The following is a 21,636-nucleotide window of genomic DNA, read 5'->3' on the forward strand; positions in this document are numbered from 1 at the left end:
TACCCCGGGTCTCGTTAGGTGGACCGCCGACGTGCCCGATCGACTATCGACCCGACTGGGGCGCCGGCTACTACGGCTGATCGCGGCGAGCGAGCTTCGTCGGCTTCGCGTCACGCCAATCCTCGACGTGTGGCGGCTGGCCGACCGGCCACCTGTTCTCGTTGAACGCGGCCCAGTGCGCGTGGCCCAGCAGGTGAACGTGGAACGCGTGCCGCAGCGCCTCGGTATAGCCCATCGCGTCGGAGGCGGCGTTGACCGAATCCTTGATGAGCAGCGACGCCATCGTGGGCCGCTCGGCGATACGTCGCGCGAATTCCAGTGTCTTTTCCGCTAATTCGTCGACCGGGAACACCTTGGAAACCATACCCAGCCGGTGCGCTTCATCGGCGTCGATCGAATCACCGGTCAGCAGCAGCTCTTTGGCCTTACGTGGCCCGAATTCCCAAGGGTGGGCATAGTATTCGACACCCGGCATGCCAAGCCGTACGGCAACCACGTCGCTGAACTTCGCATTGTCGGCCGCGACGATCAGATCGCACGCCCAGATCAGCATCAGACCCGCCGAGATGGCGTTGCCCTGCACCTGGGCGATAGTGATCTTGCGCAAATCACGCCAGCGGCAAGTGTTTTCGAAGAAATAGTGCCACTCCTGGTGGTAGAGCTTCTCCATGATTGGCTCGAGCGTGGCCCCGCGGGACCGGAAGCTCGGGTGCTGCCCGGGCCCGGGTGCCCGCTCGGCCAGTGCCTGCTCGGAGCCCAAGTCGTGGCCGGCGGAGAAGTTCCTGCCGCGTGCCGCCAGGATCACCACGCGCACGGTGTCATCGGCCTCCGCGCGGCCGAACGCCTCGTCGAGCTGGACCAGCAGGCCACGACTCTGCGCGTTGTGGGCCTCGGGCCGGTTTAGCCAGATCCGCGCGATGCGGCCATCGTCGAGGGTCTCGTAGGCCACCAACTCGTTGGCGCTGGAGTTGGCCGCAGCGGCGTCGGCGTGCTCGGAGACTGTCATTGCGCCCACCTCGTTCGTCGTTGAATGCGGTTACACATTACGGCGAGTATGTAAGCAGCTCCGCGTCGGGTTGGTCGTCGCCGGCCGAGCTGCGGCCAGTCGAGTTACGGCCGGTCGAGTGCGGCCGCCAGGAGGGCGGCGGCGGATTTGAGCAAGCCCAGCGAGCGGGCCAGCTCAGCGTTCTCTTGCTTCAACTGATCGAGTTCGGTCGCCTGGTCGGTGGCGACAGCGCCCTCGCGGCGGGTCCGCTCGTGCACCGTCTCGGTCAGCGTGTTGCCGAGCGTGTCGGTGACCGCCCGGATCGCCATCCGCTCCATGTCATGGCGTCCGTGCACCGCCGCGACCGCACGTGCCTCCTCGAGACGCCCCGCCCCGTTGACCGCGACCGGCGGCACCGCTCGCAGTTGTTGTCGCGCCACCTGGCCGGCGCCAGGCTCTGCACCGGAGGCGACCGCGTGGGGCTGCTCCAGCAGTTGGTGCAGCTCGGCTTCGTGCTGTTCGATCTCCGATTCCCGCTCAGCAAGCCGCGCCTCGTGCTGCTCGAGCTCGGCTTCCTGTTGGCGAAGCTCGGAATCCCACTGGTTGAGCTCGGCTTCCCGACGGCGAAGCTCGGACTCCCGCTGGGCGAGCTGCGCCTCGTGCTGGGCGACCTCGGCCTCGTGCTGGGCGAATTGCGCCTCGCGCTGCGCGACCTGGGCTTCCCGATAGCGAAGCTGGGCGACCTGCTGGGGAAGCGGCGTCGCCCGGTGGGCGAGCTGGGCCTCCTGGTGGCGAATTTGCTCTCCGTGCTTGCGGATTTCCAATTCTTGCCGGCGGACTTCGGCCTCGTGCTCGTGCAGCATGGCTTCCCGCTGGGCCAGCTCTGCTTCCCGCTTCTTGAGCCCCCCGTCCCGGTTGCGCAGCTCGGCGTTGCGGTGACGAAGCTCAGCGTCCTCTTCGATGTGGCGGATCAGCTCTTGCTCAACCAGGTCGATGAACAGGTCTACTTCTTGCTCGCTGTAGCCCCGTTTTCCAATGCGCGCCCTGGAGAACGCGACATTGTGAACATCGGCCGGCGTGAGAGCCATTGTTCTTCTCCCGAAGTCTTAGACGTCAGCGCAACGCCAAAATGCGGCGCACTGCGGCTTAGGATAATGCCTTTGTCGCGCTGACATCCTGGTTTGCCTTTGAACAACTGGACATCAGTCAGTAGACGGACAGCTGCGGCCCTACGCAGGCTACCGCGAACGGAGCCCCCGGCACCACCGTCTGGTCGCGTCTTTCCACGTCGCAACCGTGATCGTGCTTGGGTCGGCCCCACCCAGAGGCGTTACCCGACCCCCAATGGGGACCGGCGCGGATCCCAGCGGATCCCCGGCGCTCAAGCCGCCGCAAACGTTCGCCAGGGCGCCCGCGGAATCATCACGCGGAATCCGCCGAATGGGAATCTTCGGATTCAAATCCAGCGCTTTGCTCGCCCTTGGGCACGACGACAACGTGCCCGCATCTCACCCTGACGAACATTCGGCATTTGTGAACGATTCCAATTTTTTGCGTGAACAAATGACCGCGCCAGGGTTTCGGCCCGGTGCACGGTATGGGCAAACCCCGCGCCGCGGGCGACCCGGCCCCGCACCATGCCAGACGCCTGCGCGCCGGTATCGGCGTCGCATAGAGTTGTCCTATGCCTACGAAATCTGACCCTGGCGAAATCGGCGATGTCGAGCCGCTGGCCGACAGCACCGCTAACCAGGCCAGGCGGGTCGTCGCCGCGTACGCGAACGACGCTGACGAGTGCCGCGTTTTCTTGTCCATGCTCGGTATTGGACCGGCGAAACTCGACGCATAAATGGCTCCCCGAGGAAGCCCGCGCTCGACGACTTCACAGATCGGGAATTCCGACTTTGTGGTGGTCGCCAATCGGCTGCCGGTCGATTTGGAACGGCTTCCTGACGGCACCACAAGCTGGAAACGCAGCCCCGGCGGCTTGGTCACGGCCTTGGAGCCGCTGCTGCGCAAGCGCAGCGGGGCGTGGGTCGGGTGGCCCGGCGTCGCCGACGAGGAAGCCGACGTCGACGACGAGCCCGTAGCCCAAGACGAGCTGCAGCTCTACCCGGTGCGCCTCTCCTCGGACGACGTCGCCCAGTACTACGAGGGGTTCTCCAACGCGACGCTGTGGCCGCTGTACCACGACGTCATCGTCAAGCCGATCTACCACCGCGAATGGTGGGACCGCTATGTCGAGGTCAACGAGCGCTTCGCCGAGGCCACCTCCCGCGCCGCCGCAAAGGGCGCGACGGTGTGGGTCCAGGACTACCAACTGCAGCTGGTCCCGAAGATGCTGCGTACCCTTCGTCCCGACCTGACCATCGGTTTCTTCCTGCACATCCCGTTTCCACCGGTCGAGCTGTTCATGCAGATGCCGTGGCGCAGCGAGATCATCGAAGGCTTGCTGGGTGCCGACCTCGTCGGATTCCATCTGGTCGGTGGCGCACAGAATTTCCTGTTTCTATCCCGACAACTGGTGGGCGCCAACACCTCGCGCGGCGCCGTCGGCGTGCGGTCGCGGTTCGGGGAGGTGCAACTGGAATCCCGCACCGTCCGGGTGGGCGCCTTTCCCATCTCCATCGACTCGGGCGCTCTTGACCAGGTAGCCCGGCACCGCGACATCCGGCGCCACGCCAAGGAAATTCGCGCGGAGTTGGGCAACCCGCGCAAGATCCTGCTCGGGGTCGACCGGCTCGACTACACCAAGGGCATCGACGTTCGGTTGAAAGCCTTTTCCGAGTTGCTCGCCGAGGGACGCATCAAACGTGACGACACTGTGCTGGTCCAGTTGGCCACACCGAGCCGCGAACGCGTGGAGAGCTACCAGATTCTGCGCAACGACATCGAACGCGAAGTCGGCCACATCAACGGCGAATACGCCGAGGTCGGACATCCGGTGGTGCATTACATCCATCGCTCGGTTCCTCGCGATGAACTCATCGCGTTCTTCGTGGCCAGCGATGTCATGCTGGTCACTCCGCTGCGGGACGGCATGAACCTGGTGGCCAAGGAGTACGTCGCCTGCCGCAGCGATCTCGGCGGTGCGCTCGTTCTGTCCGAATTCACCGGCGCTGCAGCCGAATTGCGGCAGGCCTATCTGGTCAACCCGCACGACCTCGAGGGTGTCAAAGACGCGATCGAGGCGGCGCTCAATCAGCCGGCTGAGGAGGGCCGCCGGCGGATGCGATCGTTGCGGCGCCAGGTCCTCGCTCATGACGTGGACCGTTGGGCACGATCATTTCTCGATGCGCTCGCCGAGGCCCATCCGCCAAGTACCAAATAGCGGCGACCCATGGTGCTGGCGTCGAAACGCTGTTTTACTCGATGCAGCGTAACGGCAAGGGCCGGAAGGGAGGGCACTGTGCGGATGCGTCGCGCGCTCGCCGCAGGAGCCGGCGTTTTCTCAGCGGTGGCAATCGGAATCGCGCTGGACTCCGGTAATCCGGCACGCGCGCTCGGCCCACCGGCAGACGGCAAGTACAGCTACAACGAGGCCGGCGTATCGGGGGTTACCTGGACCATCACGGCCATCTGCGATCAGCCCTCCGGAACCCGCAACATGAACGACTATTCTGACCCGATCATTTTCGCGATGCAATGCGCGCTGAATGTCGTGAGCGCCACTGACGAGAAGATCAGCGCTGCCGACAAATTGCAGAACTTCAGCGGCCGGGCCCGGATGTCCAGCATGCTGTGGACTTTCGGCATCGACAAGGCAGACGGTGTCTCATGTCCGGGCGGCGGCACCGCACCCACCACTGAAACCTGGGCTTTCAGTGACGAATCGATGAGCGGTACACACACCACCATGCACGGTGCCGTCTGCGGCATGGAACCGGCGATGAAAAAGACGCCGTTCTCGCTGCAGATGACCGGGCCGCCGCCCAGCCCGATCCAGCGTTACCCCATGCACTGCAACGAATTTGCGATGTGCTTCTGAACGGCTCGGCTTAGATCGGCGTGATGTAGTTGATCAGCCATTTACTGCCGATCCTTTTGAAGTCCACCCGCAATCGGCTGCCGTCGTAAAGCGGCTGCCGTGTCTTGTCGGTCACGGTGCGGTTCATGTACACCATCACCGATGCCGAATCCCGCTTGGCCGACATGACGCCAACGCCAACAACATTGGCCTGGACGACCACCTCGCGCTTCTTGGCCTCGGGAATGATTTGCGCATTGGCGCTCTTCTGGAATTCTTGGCGATAGTCGGGCGTCAGCAGCGGATACGCATCGGCGAGGCTGCGTTCAACGGTCTGGTAGTCGTACGCGAAGACCGCGGGCACCTCTTTGGCGGCCAGCTGCGGTAGCACCGCTCGCGCCGTCTGCTCGCCGCGGATCTCCACCCGTTCCCAGTAGAACCAGCCGGCCGCAGCGGACAATCCGACCACGCCCACGACCGCGAGGTATCCCGCGGTGGCGATCAGCCAACGCCGCCAACGCATCAGTTGCCCCCGTCGGGGTACTTCAGGTCGTAGCCCGTCATGTGCCCCTGCTCGTCCTCGTGCACGATGACTCGCAGTCGGTAGGGCATGGACGGCTTGTGGACTCCGTCGATGTCGGCCACCGTTACCCGGACCGACACCAGCACCGAGGCGTTATCCGTAACCGTGTCAATGCCTTCCAGAGCCGCGCCGTTGATCACTGCCTCGGACGTCGCGTTGGTGGATCGGAACAGCGCCTTGAGGTTTTCGATGTTGTTGTTGGCGCCCAGCATGCCGCGCAACGGGCCGCTGGTGCCGTTGTAGAAACGGTTCACGCTGTCGTCGATGTTGTCCTGCTGGTAGCTGAACATGTTTTGCACCGTCTGCGTCGCGGTGTCCACGAAACGCTGATCACGGGCCTGCGCGGCTTCGGCGTGGCGTTGCGAGATGACCAGGGCGGTCAGGCATGCGGCCAGCCCGCCAAGCGCCAACAACGCGGCCGCGAACGAAATCCAGCCAACCATAAGACCATTCGGCCGCCGCCGTGGTGGCGGCCTGAGCGTCTTGAGGGTCTTGGCGCGTTTGACCGGCTGCTTCGTCGGCGCGGCGGGAGCCTCGAGGGCAACCTCGGTCGCGGTGCTCGACTCACTCTTCGCCGGACCAGCCGCGCGCGATGCCCGACGACGAGCACGCGGTGCCGCCGTGGATTGTTCGCCACTGGTTGCAGAGGTCACTTACATCGGCCTTGGATCAAGCATGAGGTCCACCCAATTCTCGGCGCTGGATGTGTTCGCGCCGGCGGCGAAGATACCAGTGCCTCCCGCCGGGTCCCGGAACGCGCCGGTGGACTCGTCATAGGTGGTGTACGCCGGGCCGCCGGCCTGCGACGGCAGACTCGGCGCAACCGGCGGACCCATGGCCTGCGGGGGTGCTGGTGGCGGCAGCCACTTCGGGTACGGGAGTATCGGCGGTACCGGGGGGACGCCCGGCGGCATCCACGACGGGTTGCCCGGCGGCGGCGGCCGGTCGTTCGGCGGCGGCGGATCAAAGGCGGGCTGATGGTTGGGCAGCGGCCCCGGCCCGGGCACCACACCTGGCGGGGGCGGACCGACGATGGGAGTACCCGGATCCGGTTCCGCCTCGGGCGGAATGTAAGGGAACTTGTTGGGCGGCAACGTGTTCAGCCCATTTGTCTGCGGCGTGTTGTACGGGACCGGCGGACCGCGCCACGGGTTACGCCCAATCGGCACATAGCCCTTCGGGTCGCGACACAGCTGAATCGTCGGGGCCCGCTTGCCGGGGAACTCCTGGCACGGATAGTTACGCGCGCCACGCACGGTGCTCGGGTCGTTCTGAGCGACCTTGCAGTACATGTCTCTTGGCAGCTCGCGCACCGTCTCGTCGGCGGGCGTACGCATCAGTGGCGGCGGCAAGAACCCGACAGCGCACGGCGGCGGGTCGTTCAAGTCGAGCTTGAAGTCCAGCTTGCCGCCCTCGTCCAGCGGCGGGCCACCCGCCATCGTGATGATCGCGGCGAACAGCGCCGGCAGAACCACCAAGAGTTGCTCGATCGACTTGTGATAGATCACGCCCACGCGGCCCAGGTTGGCCAGGTTTGCGGCTAGCGCCGGGAAACTGGGGCGGATGCCGGAGAACGCTGTGCTGGCCTCGTCGGCCGCGCCCGGTGCGGTGGCCAATGTCGAACGTAGCTGCGGGTCGGCCCGTTGCACCTCGGAAGTGAACCGCGCCAACCCATCTGCCAGCGACTTGATGTCAGCGCCGGCGCGGATCTGAGATTCCAGGAACGGGCCCGCCTGATCGATCAGCTGCGAGACTCGCGGATAATCAGCGTTGGCCTCGTCCACCAGTAACCGGGCCGATTCCAGTAACCGGGCCAGCTCTGGACCCGAACCGTTGGCCGCCTGGAACGTTTCGTGCAGCAATTCCCGCAACTTGGTGTCACCGAGGCTGTTGACCAGCGCCTCTGCCCGCTTCAACAGATCGGCGACGTCTTGACCGATCCGGGTATGCGCCTGATCGATCCGAGAACCGTTGTGCAGCTTGCTCGATGCCGGATCTTTCGGCGGCACCAGGTCGATGTACTGCTCTCCGACGGCGGACACGCTCTTCACGGTGGCGATAACATTCGACGGAATAGCAGTGCCGCTGTTCAGCCGCATTTCGGCGGTGACGCCGTTCGGGTTGAGTGCCACCGAGTCCACCCTGCCGACAGCGACGCCACGGTAGGTGACATTGGCATTCTTGTACAGACCGCCGCCGGCGACGAAGTCGGCATTCGCCACGTAGGTCCCGATGCCGAACGTCGCGGGCAAGCGCAGGTAGAAGATCGCCATGATGGTCAGCGTGATCACGGTGATCACCGCGAATATCCAGAGCTGAATCCTGGTCAGTTTGTCAATCATGGCGCCGCCCTTATTGTCCCGTGCCGGGCGGAATCTTGAACGGGTCGGCCGCCTGTCCGGACAGATTGGCCAGTTCGCCGGTCAAGAAGTCGGGCGGGTTGAGAATCTCGCTCATGTGCATCATGTTCGGGTCAAGCGCATACGAGGTGGTGAAGAACGTTTCACCGAGCCGGCGCAAAGTGAGATCGAACGTGGTGAACACGTTGAGGTAGTCGCCACGTACGGCTTGCTTGATGCCGTAGTTGGGGAACGGGAACGTCAGCAATATCTGTAGCGACGTGACGAGATTCTTCCGGTTGTCGCTGAGCGCCTTCACGACCGAATACAGGCCCTTGAGATCTTCGGCGAAGTCGGTCTTTGTCTTTGACAGCACGTGCGAGGTGACCGTCGCCAGTTTCTTCAGCGAAGCGAATGCGTCGACGATGTGTTCGCGATTCTTGTTGAGCACCTTCAGCGCCTCGGGCAGCGTGTCCAGCGCCCGGCCCAGGTTGTCCTTATCGCGCGCGAGCGTCGCGGAAAACCGGTTCAGACCGTCGACCGCGTCGATGATGTCACCGACCTGCCGGTTGAGTCCCGACGTCAATTCGGCCAGCCTGGGCACCAGGTCGACGAACTGGGTCTGCCGTCCCGCCACCGCCTGGTACGTCTCGTCGGTGATCTCTTCCAACGCACCCAGATTGCCCTTGTTGACCACGACACCGAGAGCCGAGAAAACCTCTTCGGTGGTAGGGAACCGGCCGGTGTTGGACTCCGAGATCTTGGAACCGTCGACGAGCCTGCCGGTCGCCGGCTTGCCCTTGGGCGCGGCGAGATCGATGTGCAGCGAACCCAGCAACGACGTCTGCGCGACGGTCGCGGTAGAGTTCGCGGGCAACACGACATTACGGTCTAGCGCCAATTTCACTGCGGCATAGAATGATCCGTCGGAGCGCTGCTCGGCGGCGATACCGGCCACACTACCGACCGTGACATCGTCGACCATGACCGGTGAGTTCTGCGGCAATGTCGCGACGTCGGGCATTTCGACAGTGATCGAGAATGCGCCGCTGCCGTGACCGGCGGTGCCCGGCATCGACAGCGAGTTCAGCCCGCCGAACTGACAGCCGGCGAGCAGCACGCTGCCCACCGCTAATGCACCGCCGCGCAACATGATTCGTTTCATCCGCCGCCGCCCGGAGCGTTCTGCAGTCCTGCGGAGGGGCCCGGCGCGGGACCCGGCAGGGGGCCGAACGCGGATCCCGGGGCGGGACCGGGAGCCGGAGCGGGCGCGCCGGACGGACCCGGTGCCGGTCCGGCCTGCGGAGCCGTTGGCACCAGCAGGGCTTGCAAATCGGCCGGATTCTGGACAGCCGGCGGCGGAACACCTTGAGCCGGTATCCAGGTCAGCTGCGGAATCGGTGTCTGCGCTTTGGCTTCGGTCGCCGGGGTGTCGTAGATGATCTGACCCTTGTACGCAGTGATCGTGTTGAGCGGGTGGAACATCACCGGCGGGTAATTCACCGCCAGCCGGCGCAACACCGGCCCCAGCCGCTCCCGGCACAGCTCGGCACGCCGGTAGTAGTCGGGCGCCCTTGGCCCGCTGGCGGTTTCGAAGGAACCGCCGCAGATGAACTGCACCGGGTTGGCGAACTCCGGGATCGACAACAGTCCATTCAGCGTGCCCTGGGCCGGGTCATAGATGTTGTAGAAGTTGGCGATACCGGGACCGGCGACGTGCAGCACCTGTTCGATGTTGTCGCTCTGGTCGCTCAACGTCTTGCTGAAATCGTTGAGCTGGTTGACCGTATCGATCAGCGTCGAGTTGTTCTGGTGCAGGAATCCCCGGATGTCCGTGAGTGCCTGATTGAGATTGCCCAGCGTGTTGTCCAGGTGGCGCGAGCTGTCGGCAAGAACCTGCGACACCGAGGCGACGTTTCCGGCGAACTGCACGATCTGTTCGTTACTGGCCGACAATGCGTTGACCAGAACCTGCAGGTTCTTGATGGTGCCGAAGATGTCGCTGCGCGAATCCCCCAGTCGCCCAGCGACTTGCGAAAGCTCCTGCAGAGCGCTGTGGAACGATTGGCCGTTGCCGTCGAACGTGTCCGCGGCCTGGTTGATCGCCGTACTCAACGGCCCCTGCATGGATCCGGCCGTCGGGCCCAGTGAAACCGCCAGTTGGGTCAGCGCTTCCTTAACCTCGTCCCATTCCACCGGCACGGCGGTGCGAGACAGATCGATGCTGGCGCCATCTGGCAGCACCGCCCCGCCGGTGTAGGCCGGGGCGAGCTGAATAAACCTCGCCGCCACCAGGTTCGGCGACATGATGACGGCTTTGACGTCCTTCGGGATCTTGACGTCCTTGGGCACCGTCATCGTGATTTTCACGTCGGACGGCCGCGGTTCGATCGAATCGATATTGCCGATCGGCACACCGAGGACGCGCACCTGATCGCCCGGATAGAGGCCGACCGCGGATGTGAAGTAACCGGTGATGGTCCGGTTATTCGCCTGCGACGTAAGCACATACACGCCACCCACCAGCACCGCGACCAGCGCGATGATGGTGGTGTAGCGCAGCCCGCGGCTGCCGGCGATCCTCCTCATGAGGACAATCCCAGCATCATGGCGACTTCGGGCGGATGGTCCAGCGTTCCTGGATCAAACCGCGCAGATAGTCGGAGAGGCTGGCCGGCAGCTTGCCCGGCTGGTAGAAGAAGTCGAACATCGTCGCGAGCAGCGGCGCCGGGATGACGCCGTAGACGTTGACGTTGAACCCTGGCCCGGAACCAACGACCTCGCCGAGCTCGGTCGCGTAGGTGGGCAACCTCTTGAGAGCCTCGGTGATGTAGTCGCGACGCTCGTTGAGGTTGCTCAATACGTCGTTCAGCTTGCTCAGGGCGGGGCCGAACTCCTTGCGGTTGTCGGCGACGAAGCCGGAAATCTGGATCGAGACGTCGTTGATGCCCGAGATCAATTGCCCAAGGGCGGCGCGGCGCTCATCGAGCGCGGCGAACAATTCGTTGCCGTCGTCGACCAACTTGTTGACCTGGTTGGCCCGGTCGGACAACACCGCTGTCACCGACTTCGCATGTGCCAGCAGGCTTTGCAGCGCTTCGTCTCGGCGGTTCAGGGTGCGGGATAACGATGTCACCCCATCCAGGGCGCCCCGCAGTTGCGGGGTGGCGCCATGCAGTGTGTCGGTGAGAACATTCAACGCCTGTTCGAACTGCGGCTTGTTCAGGTTGTTCGCATTCTGACCCAGATCCTCGAGGGCACCGGCCAGCGTGTACGGCGTCGTCGTGCGGCTGCGCGGAATCGTGGTCGCCTTGCCGTGGCCGGCGGGAGTCACCGCTATCGAACGCTCTCCCAGGATGGTGTCGGTGCGGATCGCGGCCAGTGACTGGTCACCGACCGCGACGTGGCGATCGACGGAGAACGTCACCTTCGCGCTGTCGCCGGCCAGACCGACCGCCTGCACCTTGCCCACCTTGAAGCCCGACACATACACGGAGTTGCCGGGCGAGATGCCACCCGCGTCGCTGAAGTAAGCGTCGTAGACCCGGCCCTGCGGCCAGAATGGCAGGTTGGCGTAACCGAATGCGAGCAACACCACGCACAGGACCATCACCACGCCGAAGACCCCGGTGCGCAACGGGTCGCGTTCGCGCTTGTCATTGCTTGACAAAAGCGCACCTCCCTTGGCTGGGATCCACCTGGCCACCAAGGGGCAGACGGATGTCGCTGCCGGCCGGTCCGTTGATCTTGATCGTCACGGAGCAGAAGTAGATGTTGAAGAAGGAGCCATAGGCACCGAGTGCGGCCAGGCGTAGATAGTCCTCGCCCAGTTGCTCGACGTCGTTGTCGACCTCGGCCTTGCGGTTGTCGATTTCGGTGGCCAACGGCCGGGTGTTTTTCAGGATTTCTTGCAGCGGCCGACGTGAATTCTTCAGCAGCTCAGTCAGATCCGTGGTTGTCGAGGCCAGTGGCGGAATGGCGCCGGCGATCGAGTCCTTGTTCTTGGCCAGCCCACTGATCAATTGCTGCAGCTGGTCGACGCTGGTCGAGAATTGCGCGCTCTTTTGATCGATGGTGCCCAGCACCTGGTTCAGATTGGTGATCGTGTCACCGATGAGTTGGTCGCGCCGGCCCAGCGCCGTCGAGAAAGCACTGGTGTCGGCCAGCACATTCGACAACGCTCCACCCTGGCCCTGCAACAACTCGATGATGGCGCCGCTGATCGTATTGACCTTGTCGGCGTCCAGACCCTTGAGCACCGGCCGCAGTCCACCTAGCAGCGCATCCAAATCCAGTGCGGGCTGGGTGTGTTGGGCGTTGATGGTGGCACCCGGCGCGAGCTTGCGCAGCTCCCCCGGACCCGACGTGATCTCGAGGAAACGGTCACCTACCAGGTTTTCGTAGCGGATCACCGCGCGTGTCGACGAGTACAGCGTGTAGCGGCTGTCGATGCCGAACGCGACGTCGACGGTGTTGTCCGGGTTGAGTTTGACGCCGTTCACCGAACCGACGGGCACACCGGAAATGCGTACCTTTTGGCCGGCCTTCAGTCGGGACGCGTCGGTAAACGTAGCGTGATAGGTGCTTTCGTTGCCGAATCGGAAGTCGCCGAATACCACCACCAGGCCCGCGGCGACCAGCAGCATCACTACCGTGAAGATGCTGACCTTGATCACCATCGACCGGTGCGATGGCATCTCCGAACCCGCCATCAGAAGTCGTCCCGTTCCGCGAAGGACCCGTGGAACAAGAACTGCAGCGTCGAGGGTGCGTCGAACTGCAGTTCGGTGAACGGCTCGTACGGGATGTTGGCGTTGTCGGTGACCAGGAACGGCGCCCGATACCACGATCCGCCGTTCTGCTTGTTCGGAATGTCCGGCAGCCCACGGCAGTTGGGTCCGCCGGAGGCGTTGACGATCGGCAGGGACTCCGGATACGTGTAGGACGGCGCGCCCAGCACGAAGCTCGACGAGGTGAACAGGCCCGCCTTGCGGACACCCAGAATTGGGCCGAACTCCTTGAGCCCCCGATCGATGCCCGCGAACAGGCAGCCGAATTCTGGTGAGTAGTCGGAGGCCACCTTGAGGGGGGCGCGCAACCGGTTGATCGCGTCGATGAGGTCCTTCTCGGCCGGTTCCAACGTCTCATAGGCGTTGTTGGACAGGCCGATCGTGGCCAACAGGGTGTCGTTGAGGTTCTTCTGCTCGTCGACGACGGTTTTGTTGATCGTGGGCAGGTTGTCGAAGATCGTGTTCAAGTCCGGGGCGGCGTCGGCGTACACGCCTGTGACGATCGCGGTCTTGCGGAAATCCTCCTGCAACGCAGGCAGCTTCGGGTTCGTTTGCTGCGTCAGGGTATTCAAGCCCGACAGCAGCGCACCCAAGTCGTCACCATGACCGCGCAGACCTTCGGCGAAAGCGCTGAGAGTCCCGTTCAATTCCACCGGGTCGACCTTATGCAGCAGATCCATCAACGACTGGAACAGCGTGTTGACTTCCAGCTGCACCGCGGAGGCCTCGACGTGTGCATTGGGGCGTAGCGATGTCGGCGAAGGAGCTTGGGGCACAACGAATTCCACTGACTTTGCGCCGAAGATCGTATTTCCCGAGATATGCACCGGCGCGTTGGAGGGGATGAAATGCAGGTCGTCGCTGTTGATCGCCAGCGTCAGGCGTGCCTGCTCACCCCCGTAGCTGATGTCGGTGACCTTGCCGATCTGGATGCCGCGGTACTTGACCTTGGCGCCCTTGTCCATCACCAGCCCCGCGCGCGGCGCCGCAACGGTGACTGTGTCGACGGAGGCGAAAGCCGCCGTGTAGGAGAGGTACGTCAGCACCGAAAACGCCACCAACAAGCTGGCCAGCAGCGCCGCTGCCAGCCGAACAGTTGTGCGTCGCGATACGGTGTCTGCCATGTTTTAAGCGGTCCCCTTAACCCGAGAGGTTGAAGTTACCGGACGCGCCGTAAACGGCCAGCGAGATGAACAAAGTAATCACGACGACGACGATCAGGGAGGTTCGCACCGCCTGACCGACCGCGATGCCCACGCCCACCGGCCCACCGCTGGTGTTGTAGCCGTAATACGTATGGACCAGCATCACCGCGATGGACATCACGATGGCCTGCAGGAACGACCAAAGCAGGTCCGACGGGATCAGGAACGTATTGAAGTAGTGGTCGTAGAGACCGGCCGACTGCCCATTGATGTATACCGTGGTGAAGCGCGCGGCGAAGAACGCGGCGAGCACCGACAGCGAATACAGCGGGACGATCGCAACCAGGCCGGCGATCAGCCGCGTCGACACCAGGTAGGACACCGAGTGCACCGCCATGCATTCGACGGCGTCGATCTCTTCTGACACGCGCATGGCGCCCAGTTGGGCGGTGGCACCGGCGCCGATCGTGGCCGCGAGCGCGATACCGGCAATGACCGGTGCGACCACGCGGACGTTCAGAAACGCCGACAGGAAGCCGGTCAGTGCCTCGATGCCGATGTTGCCCAGCGACGAGTAACCCTGGACGGCGATGACCCCGCCGGAGGCCAGCGTCAAGAACGCCGCGACGCCGACCGTGCCGCCGATCATCACCAGCGCGCCGGCCCCCAGCGTCATCTCGGCGATCAGCCGGATCGTCTCCTTGCGGTACCGGGTCAGCGCGTTGGGGACATAGCGCACGGTTTGGCCGTAGAACAGCGCCTGCTCGCCGAAGTCGTCGACCGGCCCTTGCAACCGCGACGCGACGGTACGCAGCCGGTAAGTGAAGTCGTAACTCATCGCGTGATCACTCGCCTCGTCATTTGGTCGAGAACCGCACGCCGATGGCCGTCATCACGACGTTGATGACGAACAGACAAATGAACGCGTAGACGACGGTTTCGTTGACCGCGTTGCCGACGCCCTTCGGCCCGCCCTTGACGGTCAGGCCGCGGTAGCAGCCGACGAGACCGGCCATCACACCGAACAACAACGCCTTGACTTCGGCGAGCACCAACTCGCGCAGTCCGGTCAACACGGTCAACCCGTTGATGAAAGCGCCCGGATTCACCCCCTGGAGAAACACGGAGAAAACGTACCCACCGGACAACCCGATCGCGCATACCAAACCATTGAGCAACAGTGCGACAACGGTAGACGCCAGAACGCGGGGCACCACCAGCCGGTGGATCGGGTCGATGCCGAGCACTCGCATCGCGTCGATTTCTTCGCGGATGGTGCGCGCACCGAGGTCGGCACAGATCGCGGTGGCGCCCGCCCCGGCGACGACGAGGACGGTCACCACCGGGCCCAGCTGGGTGATGGTGCCGAACGCCGTTCCGGCGCCGGACAAGTCCGCCGCGCCGATTTCACGGAGCAAGATATTGAGGGTGAACGCGACCAGGACGGTGAACGGGATCGACACCAATAGGGTCGGGACCAACGACACCCGCGCGATCATCCACGTCTGATCCAGAAACTCGCGGCCTTGAAACGGACGCCGGAAAGAGGCACGGGCCGTATCGATCGTCATCTCGAAAAACCCGCCGACAGCACGGGCGGGAACCGCAAGCTGTTCGATCAACCCGGTAGCCCCCTTTGCCGCTCACGGCGAAGCCTGTGTTTCGCCTGTGCGTGGTCTTTCGTCGCAGCCGGCTCCGTGTGAGCCGGATCATATTAACTCAGAGAAACTTCACGCTGTCAATGAACAGGTTATCTCCGTCTAAATCGTGAATTTGTCCTGGTCAGAGGCATTACGCTATTGCTAATCTGACACACGTTCTACTAGCTGATTTCGCCCGGAAAAACAGCGTTCCGTCGCTATTGTTCCATTAACGCGGTCGCGGAAAAGTTACGTTCTGGATCCCGACCAGCAAAGTAGTCGCGCAATGTGCTGCTGAGTTCAGCCGAGTCCCATGCGGCGCCGTCCGCGGTGAACCGGTGTTCCGCCGTCGGCGCTGAGACCAATGTCACTTGAGGTCCGTAGACGATGAACACCTGACCGTTAACCTCAGCGGCCGCGGGGGACGACAGGAACTGCACCAGGTTCACCACGTGATCGGGTGACAGCGGGTCGACGCCGCCCTCCTCTATATCTGGTGCGCTACCGAACACGTCCGCCGTCATCGCGGTGCGCGCACGGGGACAGATCGCGTTGGCGCAGACACCGTAGCGGCCCAGCGCCCGCGCGGCGGTCAGGGTAAGCGAGATGATGCCGGCCTTGGCGGCGCCGTAGTTGGCCTGCCCGACCGGCCCCACCAGTCCGGCCTCGGAGGCGGTGTTGACGATCCGGCCGAAGATTGATCCGCCGGCGTCCTTGGCCCGACTCCGCCAGTAGGTCGCGGCGTTGCGGGTGAGTAGGAAGTGCCCCCGCAGATGCACCGCGATGACCTGGTCCCATTCCTCGTCGGACATGTTGAACAGCATCCGGTCGCGGGTGATGCCGGCATTGTTGACCACGATGTCGAGTCCGCCCAGGCCGTCGGCACAGGACACCAGTTCGTCGGCCGTGGCGCGCTGACTGATGTCACCGGTCACCGCGATGGCCTTGGAACCGGCGGCACTGATCTCGTCGATCACGTCCGAGGCATCCAGGGCGGCGGCGATGTCGTTGACGACGACGGTAGCGCCTAGGCGGGCCAGACCGAGCGCTTCGGCGCGCCCAAGACCTGCGGCCGCACCGGTCACCACCGCGACCTTCCCGGATAGATCGGTCGCGTTCGTGCTGCTAGTCAATTTATGAATACCTCTAGTTTCGGGGTCCCGCGCCGCTAGTCTTCGCGCAGCAGCGCCGCGCGCGGGCACTCGGCGATCGCCTGCTCGGCGAGATCTTCTTGGTCGGACGGTATCGGATCGAGCTTCACGACGGCGTAGTCCTCATCGTCGAGGTCGAAGATATCTGGTGCGATGCCCAAGCACACCGCGTTGCCTTCGCACCGGTCACGATCCACGATCACCCGCACGGCATCCTCCTTGAAGCTGGCCCGGATCTCGTCCTATGTCCCATCAGAATGTAGCTCCACCATAGGGCTCACGTGCGTCTGAGGAAACGGTCGCTGGATTCCCAGACTAGAACGTGTTACAACCGGGAAGACGAACGGGTAGCCGTTGGTCGAATAGCCGCTTGTCACGTTAACCAAAGGACGGCTGGAATGCGCATCAGTTACACCCCTGAACAGGAGGAGTTGCGTCGCGAGCTGCGGTCGTACTTCACCGCGCTCATGACGCCGGAGCGCCGCGAGGCGCTGCACTCGACCCAGGGTGAGGTGGGAACGGGCAACGCCTATCGCGACACCGTTGCGCAGATGGGCAAGGACGGGTGGCTCACCCTGAACTGGCCCAAGGAATACGGCGGCCAGGACCGCTCCCCGATGGACTCGCTGATCTTCACCGACGAGGCCGCGATCGCGGGCGTGCCGGTGCCATTCCTGACGATCAACAGCGTGGCACCCACGATCATGGCGTTCGGCACCGAGGAGCAGAAGAAGTTCTTCCTGCCCAAGATCGCCGCCGGAGAGCTGCACTTCTCGATCGGCTACTCCGAGCCCGGTGCCGGTACCGACCTGGCGAACCTGCGAACCACGGCGGTCCGCGACGGCGATGACTACGTCATCAACGGTCAGAAGATGTGGACCAGCCTGATCGCCTACGCTGACTGGGTCTGGCTGGCGGTGCGCACCAACCCCGAGGCCAAGAAGCACCGCGGCATTTCGATGCTGGTGGTGCCGACGACCGCCGAAGGCTTCTCCTGGACGCCCGTGCACACGATGGCCGGGGTGGACACCAGCGCCACTTATTACTCGGACGTGCGCGTCCCGGTGACCAACCTGATTGGCGAGGAGAACGGCGGCTGGAAGCTGGTGACCAACCAGCTCAACCACGAGCGGGTCGCCCTGGTGTCGCCGCAACCGATCTTCCTGGCCCTGCGCGAGGTTCGCGAGTGGGCCCAAAACACCAAGGACGACGGGGGGGCCAGGCTGATCGATTCGGAGTGGGTCCAGCTGAACCTGGCGCGGGTGCACGCTAAGGCCGAGGTTCTCAAGCTGATCAACTGGGAGCTGGCGTCGGCGGCGGACGAAACCCTGTCGCCCGCGGACGCGTCGGCGGCCAAGGTGTACGGCACCGAACTTGCCACCGAGGCCTACCGGCTGCTGATGGAGGTGCTGGGTACCGCGGCGACCGTGCGCCAGGATTCGCCGGGTGCGCTGTTGCGCGGCCGGGTCGAGCGCATGCACCGGGCGTGCCTGATCCTCACCTTCGGCGGCGGCACCAACGAGGTGCAGCGCGACATCATCGGCATGGTCGCTCTCGGCCTGCCTCGAAACCGCTAAGTACCGCTGAGCATCGAGAAGGACGGCATCGGAATGGATTTCACGACAACCGAAGCGGCGGCGGACCTCGGCGGCCTGGTCGACACGATCGTGGACTCGGTGTGCACACCGGAGCACCAGCGCGAGCTCGACGGGCTCGAGCAACGGTTCGACCGCGGCCTGTGGCAGAAGCTGATCGAGGCCGACATCCTCACCAGCGCGTCGGCGTCGACGCTGGGCGGCGACGGTTTCGGCGCGCTCGAACAGGTTGCGATCCTGGTTGCGCTGGGACGCCAGCTGGCCGCCGTGCCGTACCTGGAATCGGTGATGCTGGGCGCCGGGGTGCTGGCGCGCTTCGGCTCTCAGGATCTGCAGCAGACCTGGGGAGTCCCGGCCGTCAAAGGCGAGAAGATCCTGACGGTGGCCCTGGACGGCGAGATGGGCGAGGGCCCCGTGCAGGCCACCCGCACGGGCGACGGCTACCAGCTGACCGGTACGCGTACGCAGGTCTTCTTCGGCCCCGTTGCGGACGCCTTCCTGGTTCCTGCTGAAACCGATTCCGGCACAGCCGTTTTCCTGGTGAGCGCCGAAGGCAAGGGCGTCAAGGTGACCACGCTGGCGACCACCGGCAAGAACAGTGTCGGGCATCTCGCGTTGGACGGCGTAGCGGTAAACGAGGCCCGGAAGGTCGGCGGAAGCGAAGTCGTCGCCTGGCTCGGCACGCTGGGAACCCTGGGCCGCAGCGCGTATCAGCTCGGGGTGCTCGATCGCGGTTTGCAGATGACGGCCGAATACGCGCGCGAGCGTGAGCAATTCGACCGTCCGATCGGCAGCTTCCAAGCGGTGTCGCAGCGACTGGCCGACGGCTACATCGACGTCAAGGGGCTGCGGTTGACGCTCACCCAAGCGGCGTGGAAGGTCTCCGAGGACATACCCGCCGAGATCGACGTGGCCAGCGCCGCGTTCTGGGCCGCCGACGCCGGACACCGTGTCGCGCACACCATCGTGCACGTGCACGGTGGCGTGGGTGTCGACACCGATCACCCGGCGCACCGGTATTTCCTAGCCGCCAAAGAAGCCGAGTTCGCGTTGGGCGGCGCCACTGCGCAGCTGCGCCGGATCGGTCGCGAGCTGGCGGAAACGCCTGCCTAGCCGCCCGGCGACGATGCGGTTCGTATGAACGACCGAGGTGGGGCACCCCCAGCCGCGGAGCGGCGAGGGGGAGAGTGGGCGCATTGACCCCGCTGATTCCGGCCGACCCGACGGTCACCAAGCTGCTTCAGCCGCTGGCTGAGATCGACGACCGGGGGATCTACTTCGAGGAGTCGTTCACCAGCTGGCGCGATCACCTGCGCCACGGTGCCGCAATCGTGGCGACGTTGCGTGAACGGCTCGACCCGAACCGGCCGCCGCACGTCGGCGTGCTGCTGGAGAACACGCCGTTCTTCTCGGCGATGTTGACGGCGGCCGGGATGTCGGGGATTGTGCCGGTCGGTCTCAACCCGGTGCGCCGCGGCGAGGCACTGGCACGCGATATCAGCCGGGCCGACTGCCAGGTAGTCCTGGCCGACTCGAAATCCGCTGCGACACTGGATGATATCGACCACCTGAACGTCGACTCGGCGCAGTGGGTCGCCGAAGTCGACACACATCGTGATGCCGGGTTGAGTTTTCAGCCAGCGTCGGCCGAAGACCTTTTCATGCTGATCTTCACCTCGGGCACCAGCGGTGAACCGAAGGCGGTCAAGTGCAGCCACGGCAAGGTCGCGATCGCCGGAATAACGATGGCACAACGGTTCGACCTCGGCCGTGACGACGTCTGCTATGTGTCGATGCCGCTGTTTCATTCCAACGCTGTTCTGGTCGGCTGGGCGGTGGCCGCGGCATGCCGGGGCTCAATGGCGTTGCGGCGCAAGTTCTCTGCATCGAACTTCATGGTCGACGTCCGCCGCTACGGCGCGACCTACGCCAACTACGTGGGCAAGCCGCTGTCGTACGTGCTGGCCCAGCCCGAGCAGCCCGACGACGCGGACAACCCGCTGCGGGCGGTGTACGGCAACGAGGGCGTGCCCACCGACATCGAGCGGTTCGCACGCAGATTCGACTGCAGGGTGCAGGACGGGTTCGGCTCGACCGAAGGTGGAGTCGCGATCGCCCGCACCCCCGATACGCCGCCGGGCGCCTTGGGGCCGCTGACCGAGGGGCTGGACATCGTCGACCCCGAGACCGGCCAGTCCTGCCCACCGGGAGTCGTCGGCGAGCTGGTAAACACCAGCGGGCCAGGCCGTTTCGAGGGGTACTACAACGACGCTGCAGCCGAGGCGCAGCGAATGGCCGGCGGGATCTACCACAGTGGTGACCTCGCCTATCGCGATGAGGACGGATTCGCGTACTTCGCTGGGCGCCTTGGTGATTGGATGCGGGTCGACGGCGAGAACCTCGGCGCAGCGCCGATCGAACGGGTACTGCTGCGATACCCCGACGCGGCCGAGGTCGCCGTGTATGCGATCCCCGATCCGGTGGTCGGTGACCAGGTGATGGCTGCTTTGGTGATGGCGCAGGGTCGCGAGTTCGATACCGAGAAATTCCGGACGTTCCTGGCCGAGCAGCCCGACCTCGGGCCCAAACAGTGGCCGTCGTACGTCCGGATCAGTGCGGAGTTGCCGCGGACGGTGACATTCAAGGTGCTCAAACGCCAGTTGGCGGCCGAAGGTATCGACTGTCATGATCGGGTATGGCCGATACCCCGATAGCCCTATGACGTCGCGGCCCCTGGAGCTCGCGCTGGAAGCGAGTTTTGAGCAGCTTTCCGACGTGGTACCGGCCAACATCGGGGTGGCGATCGCGCGTCCGGACCGGACTTATTCACTGGGCAGATGGTGGTCGGGCGTCGCCTGGTCGACAATCAAAGTGCCGCTGGCGATCGCGGCGTTGCGCAGCGATTGGCTCAATGCCCGCGAGCCGGCGGTCAAGGCCATCACCGAATCCGACAATCGCGCATCCGAACAGTTGTGGTCGCTGCTGGGCGAACCGGCGGACGCGGCCCGCAAGGTACAGGGCGTTGTCGCCGAAGGTGGCGACACCGCGACGGTAGTCGAATCGCGGCGAGTTCGCCGCGGTTTCACCGCATTTGGCCAGACGCAGTGGACGCTGCAGCGGCAAGCCCGATTCGCCGCGGAGTTGCCGTCGATCCCCGGCGCGGCCGACGTGATCGAGCTGATGACCGACCTCACACCGGATCACCGATGGGGCCTGGCCGCCAATGGCTCTGCGGCTAAAGGCGGTTGGGGTCCGGGCACCGACGGCGAATACCTGGTGCGGCAGTTCGGGATCCTGTCCACGCCTTCGGGGGAATGGGGCGTGGCATTGGCGGCCGAAGTCCACGATGGCGGCTTTGAAACCGGTGTCGAGGTGGTCAACACGGTGACGGACTGGCTCGTCAGCCGGCTGCCAGTGCTGGCCCGTTATTGACGGACGTCG

General features: G+C 64.5%; 21 protein-coding genes. 7 read left to right on the plus strand and 14 right to left on the minus strand.

Going from position 1 to position 21,636, the window contains the following annotated elements:
* Positions 1–70: 70 nt before the first annotated feature.
* Positions 71–1,006 carry an enoyl-CoA hydratase gene (locus tag MJO58_RS24730; protein WP_090607055.1) on the minus strand — a complete coding sequence of 312 codons (936 nt, stop codon included), beginning with the start codon at positions 1,004–1,006 and terminating at the stop codon, positions 71–73.
* Positions 1,007–1,110: 104 nt separating this feature from the next.
* Positions 1,111–2,073 carry a DivIVA domain-containing protein gene (locus tag MJO58_RS24735; protein ID WP_090607058.1) on the minus strand — a complete coding sequence of 321 codons (963 nt, stop codon included), beginning with the start codon at positions 2,071–2,073 and terminating at the stop codon, positions 1,111–1,113.
* 596 nt (positions 2,074–2,669) lie between these two features.
* Here MJO58_RS24735 and MJO58_RS24740 point away from each other — a divergent pair.
* The 3 genes from MJO58_RS24740 (at position 2,670) to MJO58_RS24750 (ending at position 4,973) form a co-directional block, all read left to right on the plus strand.
* Entirely contained in the window at positions 2,670–2,834 is a 165-nt protein-coding gene (locus tag MJO58_RS24740) for a hypothetical protein (protein ID WP_090607062.1), read from the plus strand.
* Positions 2,835–4,316, plus strand: a complete 1,482-nt coding sequence (locus MJO58_RS24745; RefSeq protein ID WP_239721304.1) for an alpha,alpha-trehalose-phosphate synthase (UDP-forming) — start codon at positions 2,835–2,837, stop codon at positions 4,314–4,316.
* 84 nt (positions 4,317–4,400) lie between these two features.
* The gene (locus tag MJO58_RS24750; RefSeq protein WP_420845442.1) at positions 4,401–4,973 is read left to right on the plus strand and encodes a hypothetical protein; all 573 of its coding nucleotides are present in this window, start codon (positions 4,401–4,403) and stop codon (positions 4,971–4,973) included.
* Between the two features lie 10 nt (positions 4,974–4,983).
* Here the strand turns inward: MJO58_RS24750 and MJO58_RS24755 are convergent, their stop codons facing one another.
* From MJO58_RS24755 to MJO58_RS24810, 12 genes are all read right to left on the minus strand, one after another.
* Entirely contained in the window at positions 4,984–5,475 is a 492-nt protein-coding gene (locus MJO58_RS24755) for a mammalian cell entry protein (RefSeq protein WP_090607071.1), read from the minus strand.
* Positions 5,475–6,188, minus strand: coding sequence for an Rv1363c family protein (locus MJO58_RS24760; protein ID WP_239721305.1), 714 nt, complete (start codon positions 6,186–6,188; stop codon positions 5,475–5,477). Before MJO58_RS24760 ends, MJO58_RS24755 begins: the two co-directional genes overlap by 1 nt.
* Positions 6,189–7,877 carry a virulence factor Mce family protein gene (locus MJO58_RS24765; protein ID WP_090607076.1) on the minus strand — a complete coding sequence of 563 codons (1,689 nt, stop codon included), beginning with the start codon at positions 7,875–7,877 and terminating at the stop codon, positions 6,189–6,191.
* Positions 7,878–7,887: 10 nt separating this feature from the next.
* A complete protein-coding gene (locus tag MJO58_RS24770; RefSeq protein ID WP_090607079.1) occupies positions 7,888–9,039 on the minus strand; it encodes a virulence factor Mce family protein in 1,152 nt (383 codons plus the stop codon).
* The gene (locus MJO58_RS24775) at positions 9,036–10,463 is read right to left on the minus strand and encodes a virulence factor Mce family protein (RefSeq protein ID WP_239721306.1); all 1,428 of its coding nucleotides are present in this window, start codon (positions 10,461–10,463) and stop codon (positions 9,036–9,038) included. The genes MJO58_RS24770 and MJO58_RS24775 overlap by 4 nt, the downstream gene beginning before the upstream one ends.
* Before the next feature lie 16 nt (positions 10,464–10,479).
* Positions 10,480–11,544, minus strand: coding sequence for a virulence factor Mce family protein (locus MJO58_RS24780; protein ID WP_239721307.1), 1,065 nt, complete (start codon positions 11,542–11,544; stop codon positions 10,480–10,482).
* Complete coding sequence (locus tag MJO58_RS24785; RefSeq protein ID WP_239721308.1) at positions 11,531–12,586, minus strand: MCE family protein; 1,056 nt, start codon at positions 12,584–12,586, stop codon at positions 11,531–11,533. The genes MJO58_RS24780 and MJO58_RS24785 overlap by 14 nt, the downstream gene beginning before the upstream one ends.
* A complete protein-coding gene (locus MJO58_RS24790; protein WP_090607087.1) occupies positions 12,586–13,788 on the minus strand; it encodes an MCE family protein in 1,203 nt (400 codons plus the stop codon). The genes MJO58_RS24785 and MJO58_RS24790 overlap by 1 nt, the downstream gene beginning before the upstream one ends.
* Before the next feature lie 16 nt (positions 13,789–13,804).
* A complete protein-coding gene (locus MJO58_RS24795; RefSeq protein WP_239721309.1) occupies positions 13,805–14,647 on the minus strand; it encodes an MlaE family ABC transporter permease in 843 nt (280 codons plus the stop codon).
* Between the two features lie 19 nt (positions 14,648–14,666).
* Positions 14,667–15,431 (minus strand): MlaE family ABC transporter permease, encoded by a 765-nt coding sequence (locus MJO58_RS24800; RefSeq protein ID WP_090607093.1) that lies wholly within the window; start codon positions 15,429–15,431, stop codon positions 14,667–14,669.
* A gap of 236 nt (positions 15,432–15,667) precedes the next feature.
* Positions 15,668–16,582: a 3-oxoacyl-ACP reductase gene (locus tag MJO58_RS24805; protein WP_239721310.1), complete on the minus strand. Its 915-nt coding sequence runs from the start codon at positions 16,580–16,582 to the stop codon at positions 15,668–15,670.
* Positions 16,583–16,617: 35 nt separating this feature from the next.
* A complete protein-coding gene (locus tag MJO58_RS24810; RefSeq protein ID WP_085223436.1) occupies positions 16,618–16,809 on the minus strand; it encodes a ferredoxin in 192 nt (63 codons plus the stop codon).
* A 189-nt stretch (positions 16,810–16,998) separates the two neighbouring features.
* On the opposite strand from MJO58_RS24810, the gene MJO58_RS24815 reads away from it, so the two are divergent.
* The 4 genes from MJO58_RS24815 to MJO58_RS24830 all read left to right on the plus strand — a co-directional run bounded on the left by MJO58_RS24815 (position 16,999) and on the right by MJO58_RS24830 (position 21,627).
* The gene (locus MJO58_RS24815) at positions 16,999–18,177 is read left to right on the plus strand and encodes an acyl-CoA dehydrogenase (protein ID WP_090607104.1); all 1,179 of its coding nucleotides are present in this window, start codon (positions 16,999–17,001) and stop codon (positions 18,175–18,177) included.
* A gap of 33 nt (positions 18,178–18,210) precedes the next feature.
* Positions 18,211–19,308 carry an acyl-CoA dehydrogenase family protein gene (locus MJO58_RS24820; RefSeq protein ID WP_239721311.1) on the plus strand — a complete coding sequence of 366 codons (1,098 nt, stop codon included), beginning with the start codon at positions 18,211–18,213 and terminating at the stop codon, positions 19,306–19,308.
* Positions 19,309–19,400: 92 nt separating this feature from the next.
* The gene (fadD17, locus tag MJO58_RS24825; protein WP_090609627.1) at positions 19,401–20,909 is read left to right on the plus strand and encodes a long-chain-fatty-acid--CoA ligase FadD17; all 1,509 of its coding nucleotides are present in this window, start codon (positions 19,401–19,403) and stop codon (positions 20,907–20,909) included.
* Between the two features lie 4 nt (positions 20,910–20,913).
* A complete protein-coding gene (locus MJO58_RS24830; RefSeq protein ID WP_239721312.1) occupies positions 20,914–21,627 on the plus strand; it encodes a serine hydrolase in 714 nt (237 codons plus the stop codon).
* The last annotated feature ends 9 nt before the right edge of the window (positions 21,628–21,636 follow it).

The sequence above is a fragment of the Mycobacterium lentiflavum genome, from assembly GCF_022374895.2.
Taxonomy (GTDB): domain Bacteria; phylum Actinomycetota; class Actinomycetes; order Mycobacteriales; family Mycobacteriaceae; genus Mycobacterium; species Mycobacterium lentiflavum.

What these genes read in the sequence shown, in the direction of transcription:
- MJO58_RS24775 (WP_239721306.1), bottom strand. Translation starts at nt 10,463, where the DNA reads ATGAGGAGGATCGCCGGCAGCCGCGGGCTGCGCTACACCACCATCATC.
- MJO58_RS24795 (WP_239721309.1), bottom strand. Translation starts at nt 14,647, where the DNA reads ATGAGTTACGACTTCACTTACCGGCTGCGTACCGTCGCGTCGCGGTTG.
- MJO58_RS24735 (WP_090607058.1), bottom strand. Translation starts at nt 2,073, where the DNA reads ATGGCTCTCACGCCGGCCGATGTTCACAATGTCGCGTTCTCCAGGGCG.
- MJO58_RS24730 (WP_090607055.1), bottom strand. Translation starts at nt 1,006, where the DNA reads ATGACAGTCTCCGAGCACGCCGACGCCGCTGCGGCCAACTCCAGCGCC.
- MJO58_RS24740 (WP_090607062.1), top strand. Translation starts at nt 2,670, where the DNA reads ATGCCTACGAAATCTGACCCTGGCGAAATCGGCGATGTCGAGCCGCTG.
- MJO58_RS24770 (WP_090607079.1), bottom strand. Translation starts at nt 9,039, where the DNA reads ATGAAACGAATCATGTTGCGCGGCGGTGCATTAGCGGTGGGCAGCGTG.
- MJO58_RS24830 (WP_239721312.1), top strand. Translation starts at nt 20,914, where the DNA reads ATGACGTCGCGGCCCCTGGAGCTCGCGCTGGAAGCGAGTTTTGAGCAG.
- MJO58_RS24755 (WP_090607071.1), bottom strand. Translation starts at nt 5,475, where the DNA reads ATGCGTTGGCGGCGTTGGCTGATCGCCACCGCGGGATACCTCGCGGTC.
- MJO58_RS24790 (WP_090607087.1), bottom strand. Translation starts at nt 13,788, where the DNA reads ATGGCAGACACCGTATCGCGACGCACAACTGTTCGGCTGGCAGCGGCG.
- MJO58_RS24745 (WP_239721304.1), top strand. Translation starts at nt 2,835, where the DNA reads ATGGCTCCCCGAGGAAGCCCGCGCTCGACGACTTCACAGATCGGGAAT.
- MJO58_RS24820 (WP_239721311.1), top strand. Translation starts at nt 18,211, where the DNA reads ATGGATTTCACGACAACCGAAGCGGCGGCGGACCTCGGCGGCCTGGTC.
- MJO58_RS24815 (WP_090607104.1), top strand. Translation starts at nt 16,999, where the DNA reads ATGCGCATCAGTTACACCCCTGAACAGGAGGAGTTGCGTCGCGAGCTG.
- MJO58_RS24765 (WP_090607076.1), bottom strand. Translation starts at nt 7,877, where the DNA reads ATGATTGACAAACTGACCAGGATTCAGCTCTGGATATTCGCGGTGATC.
- MJO58_RS24785 (WP_239721308.1), bottom strand. Translation starts at nt 12,586, where the DNA reads ATGGCGGGTTCGGAGATGCCATCGCACCGGTCGATGGTGATCAAGGTC.
- MJO58_RS24750 (WP_420845442.1), top strand. Translation starts at nt 4,401, where the DNA reads ATGCGTCGCGCGCTCGCCGCAGGAGCCGGCGTTTTCTCAGCGGTGGCA.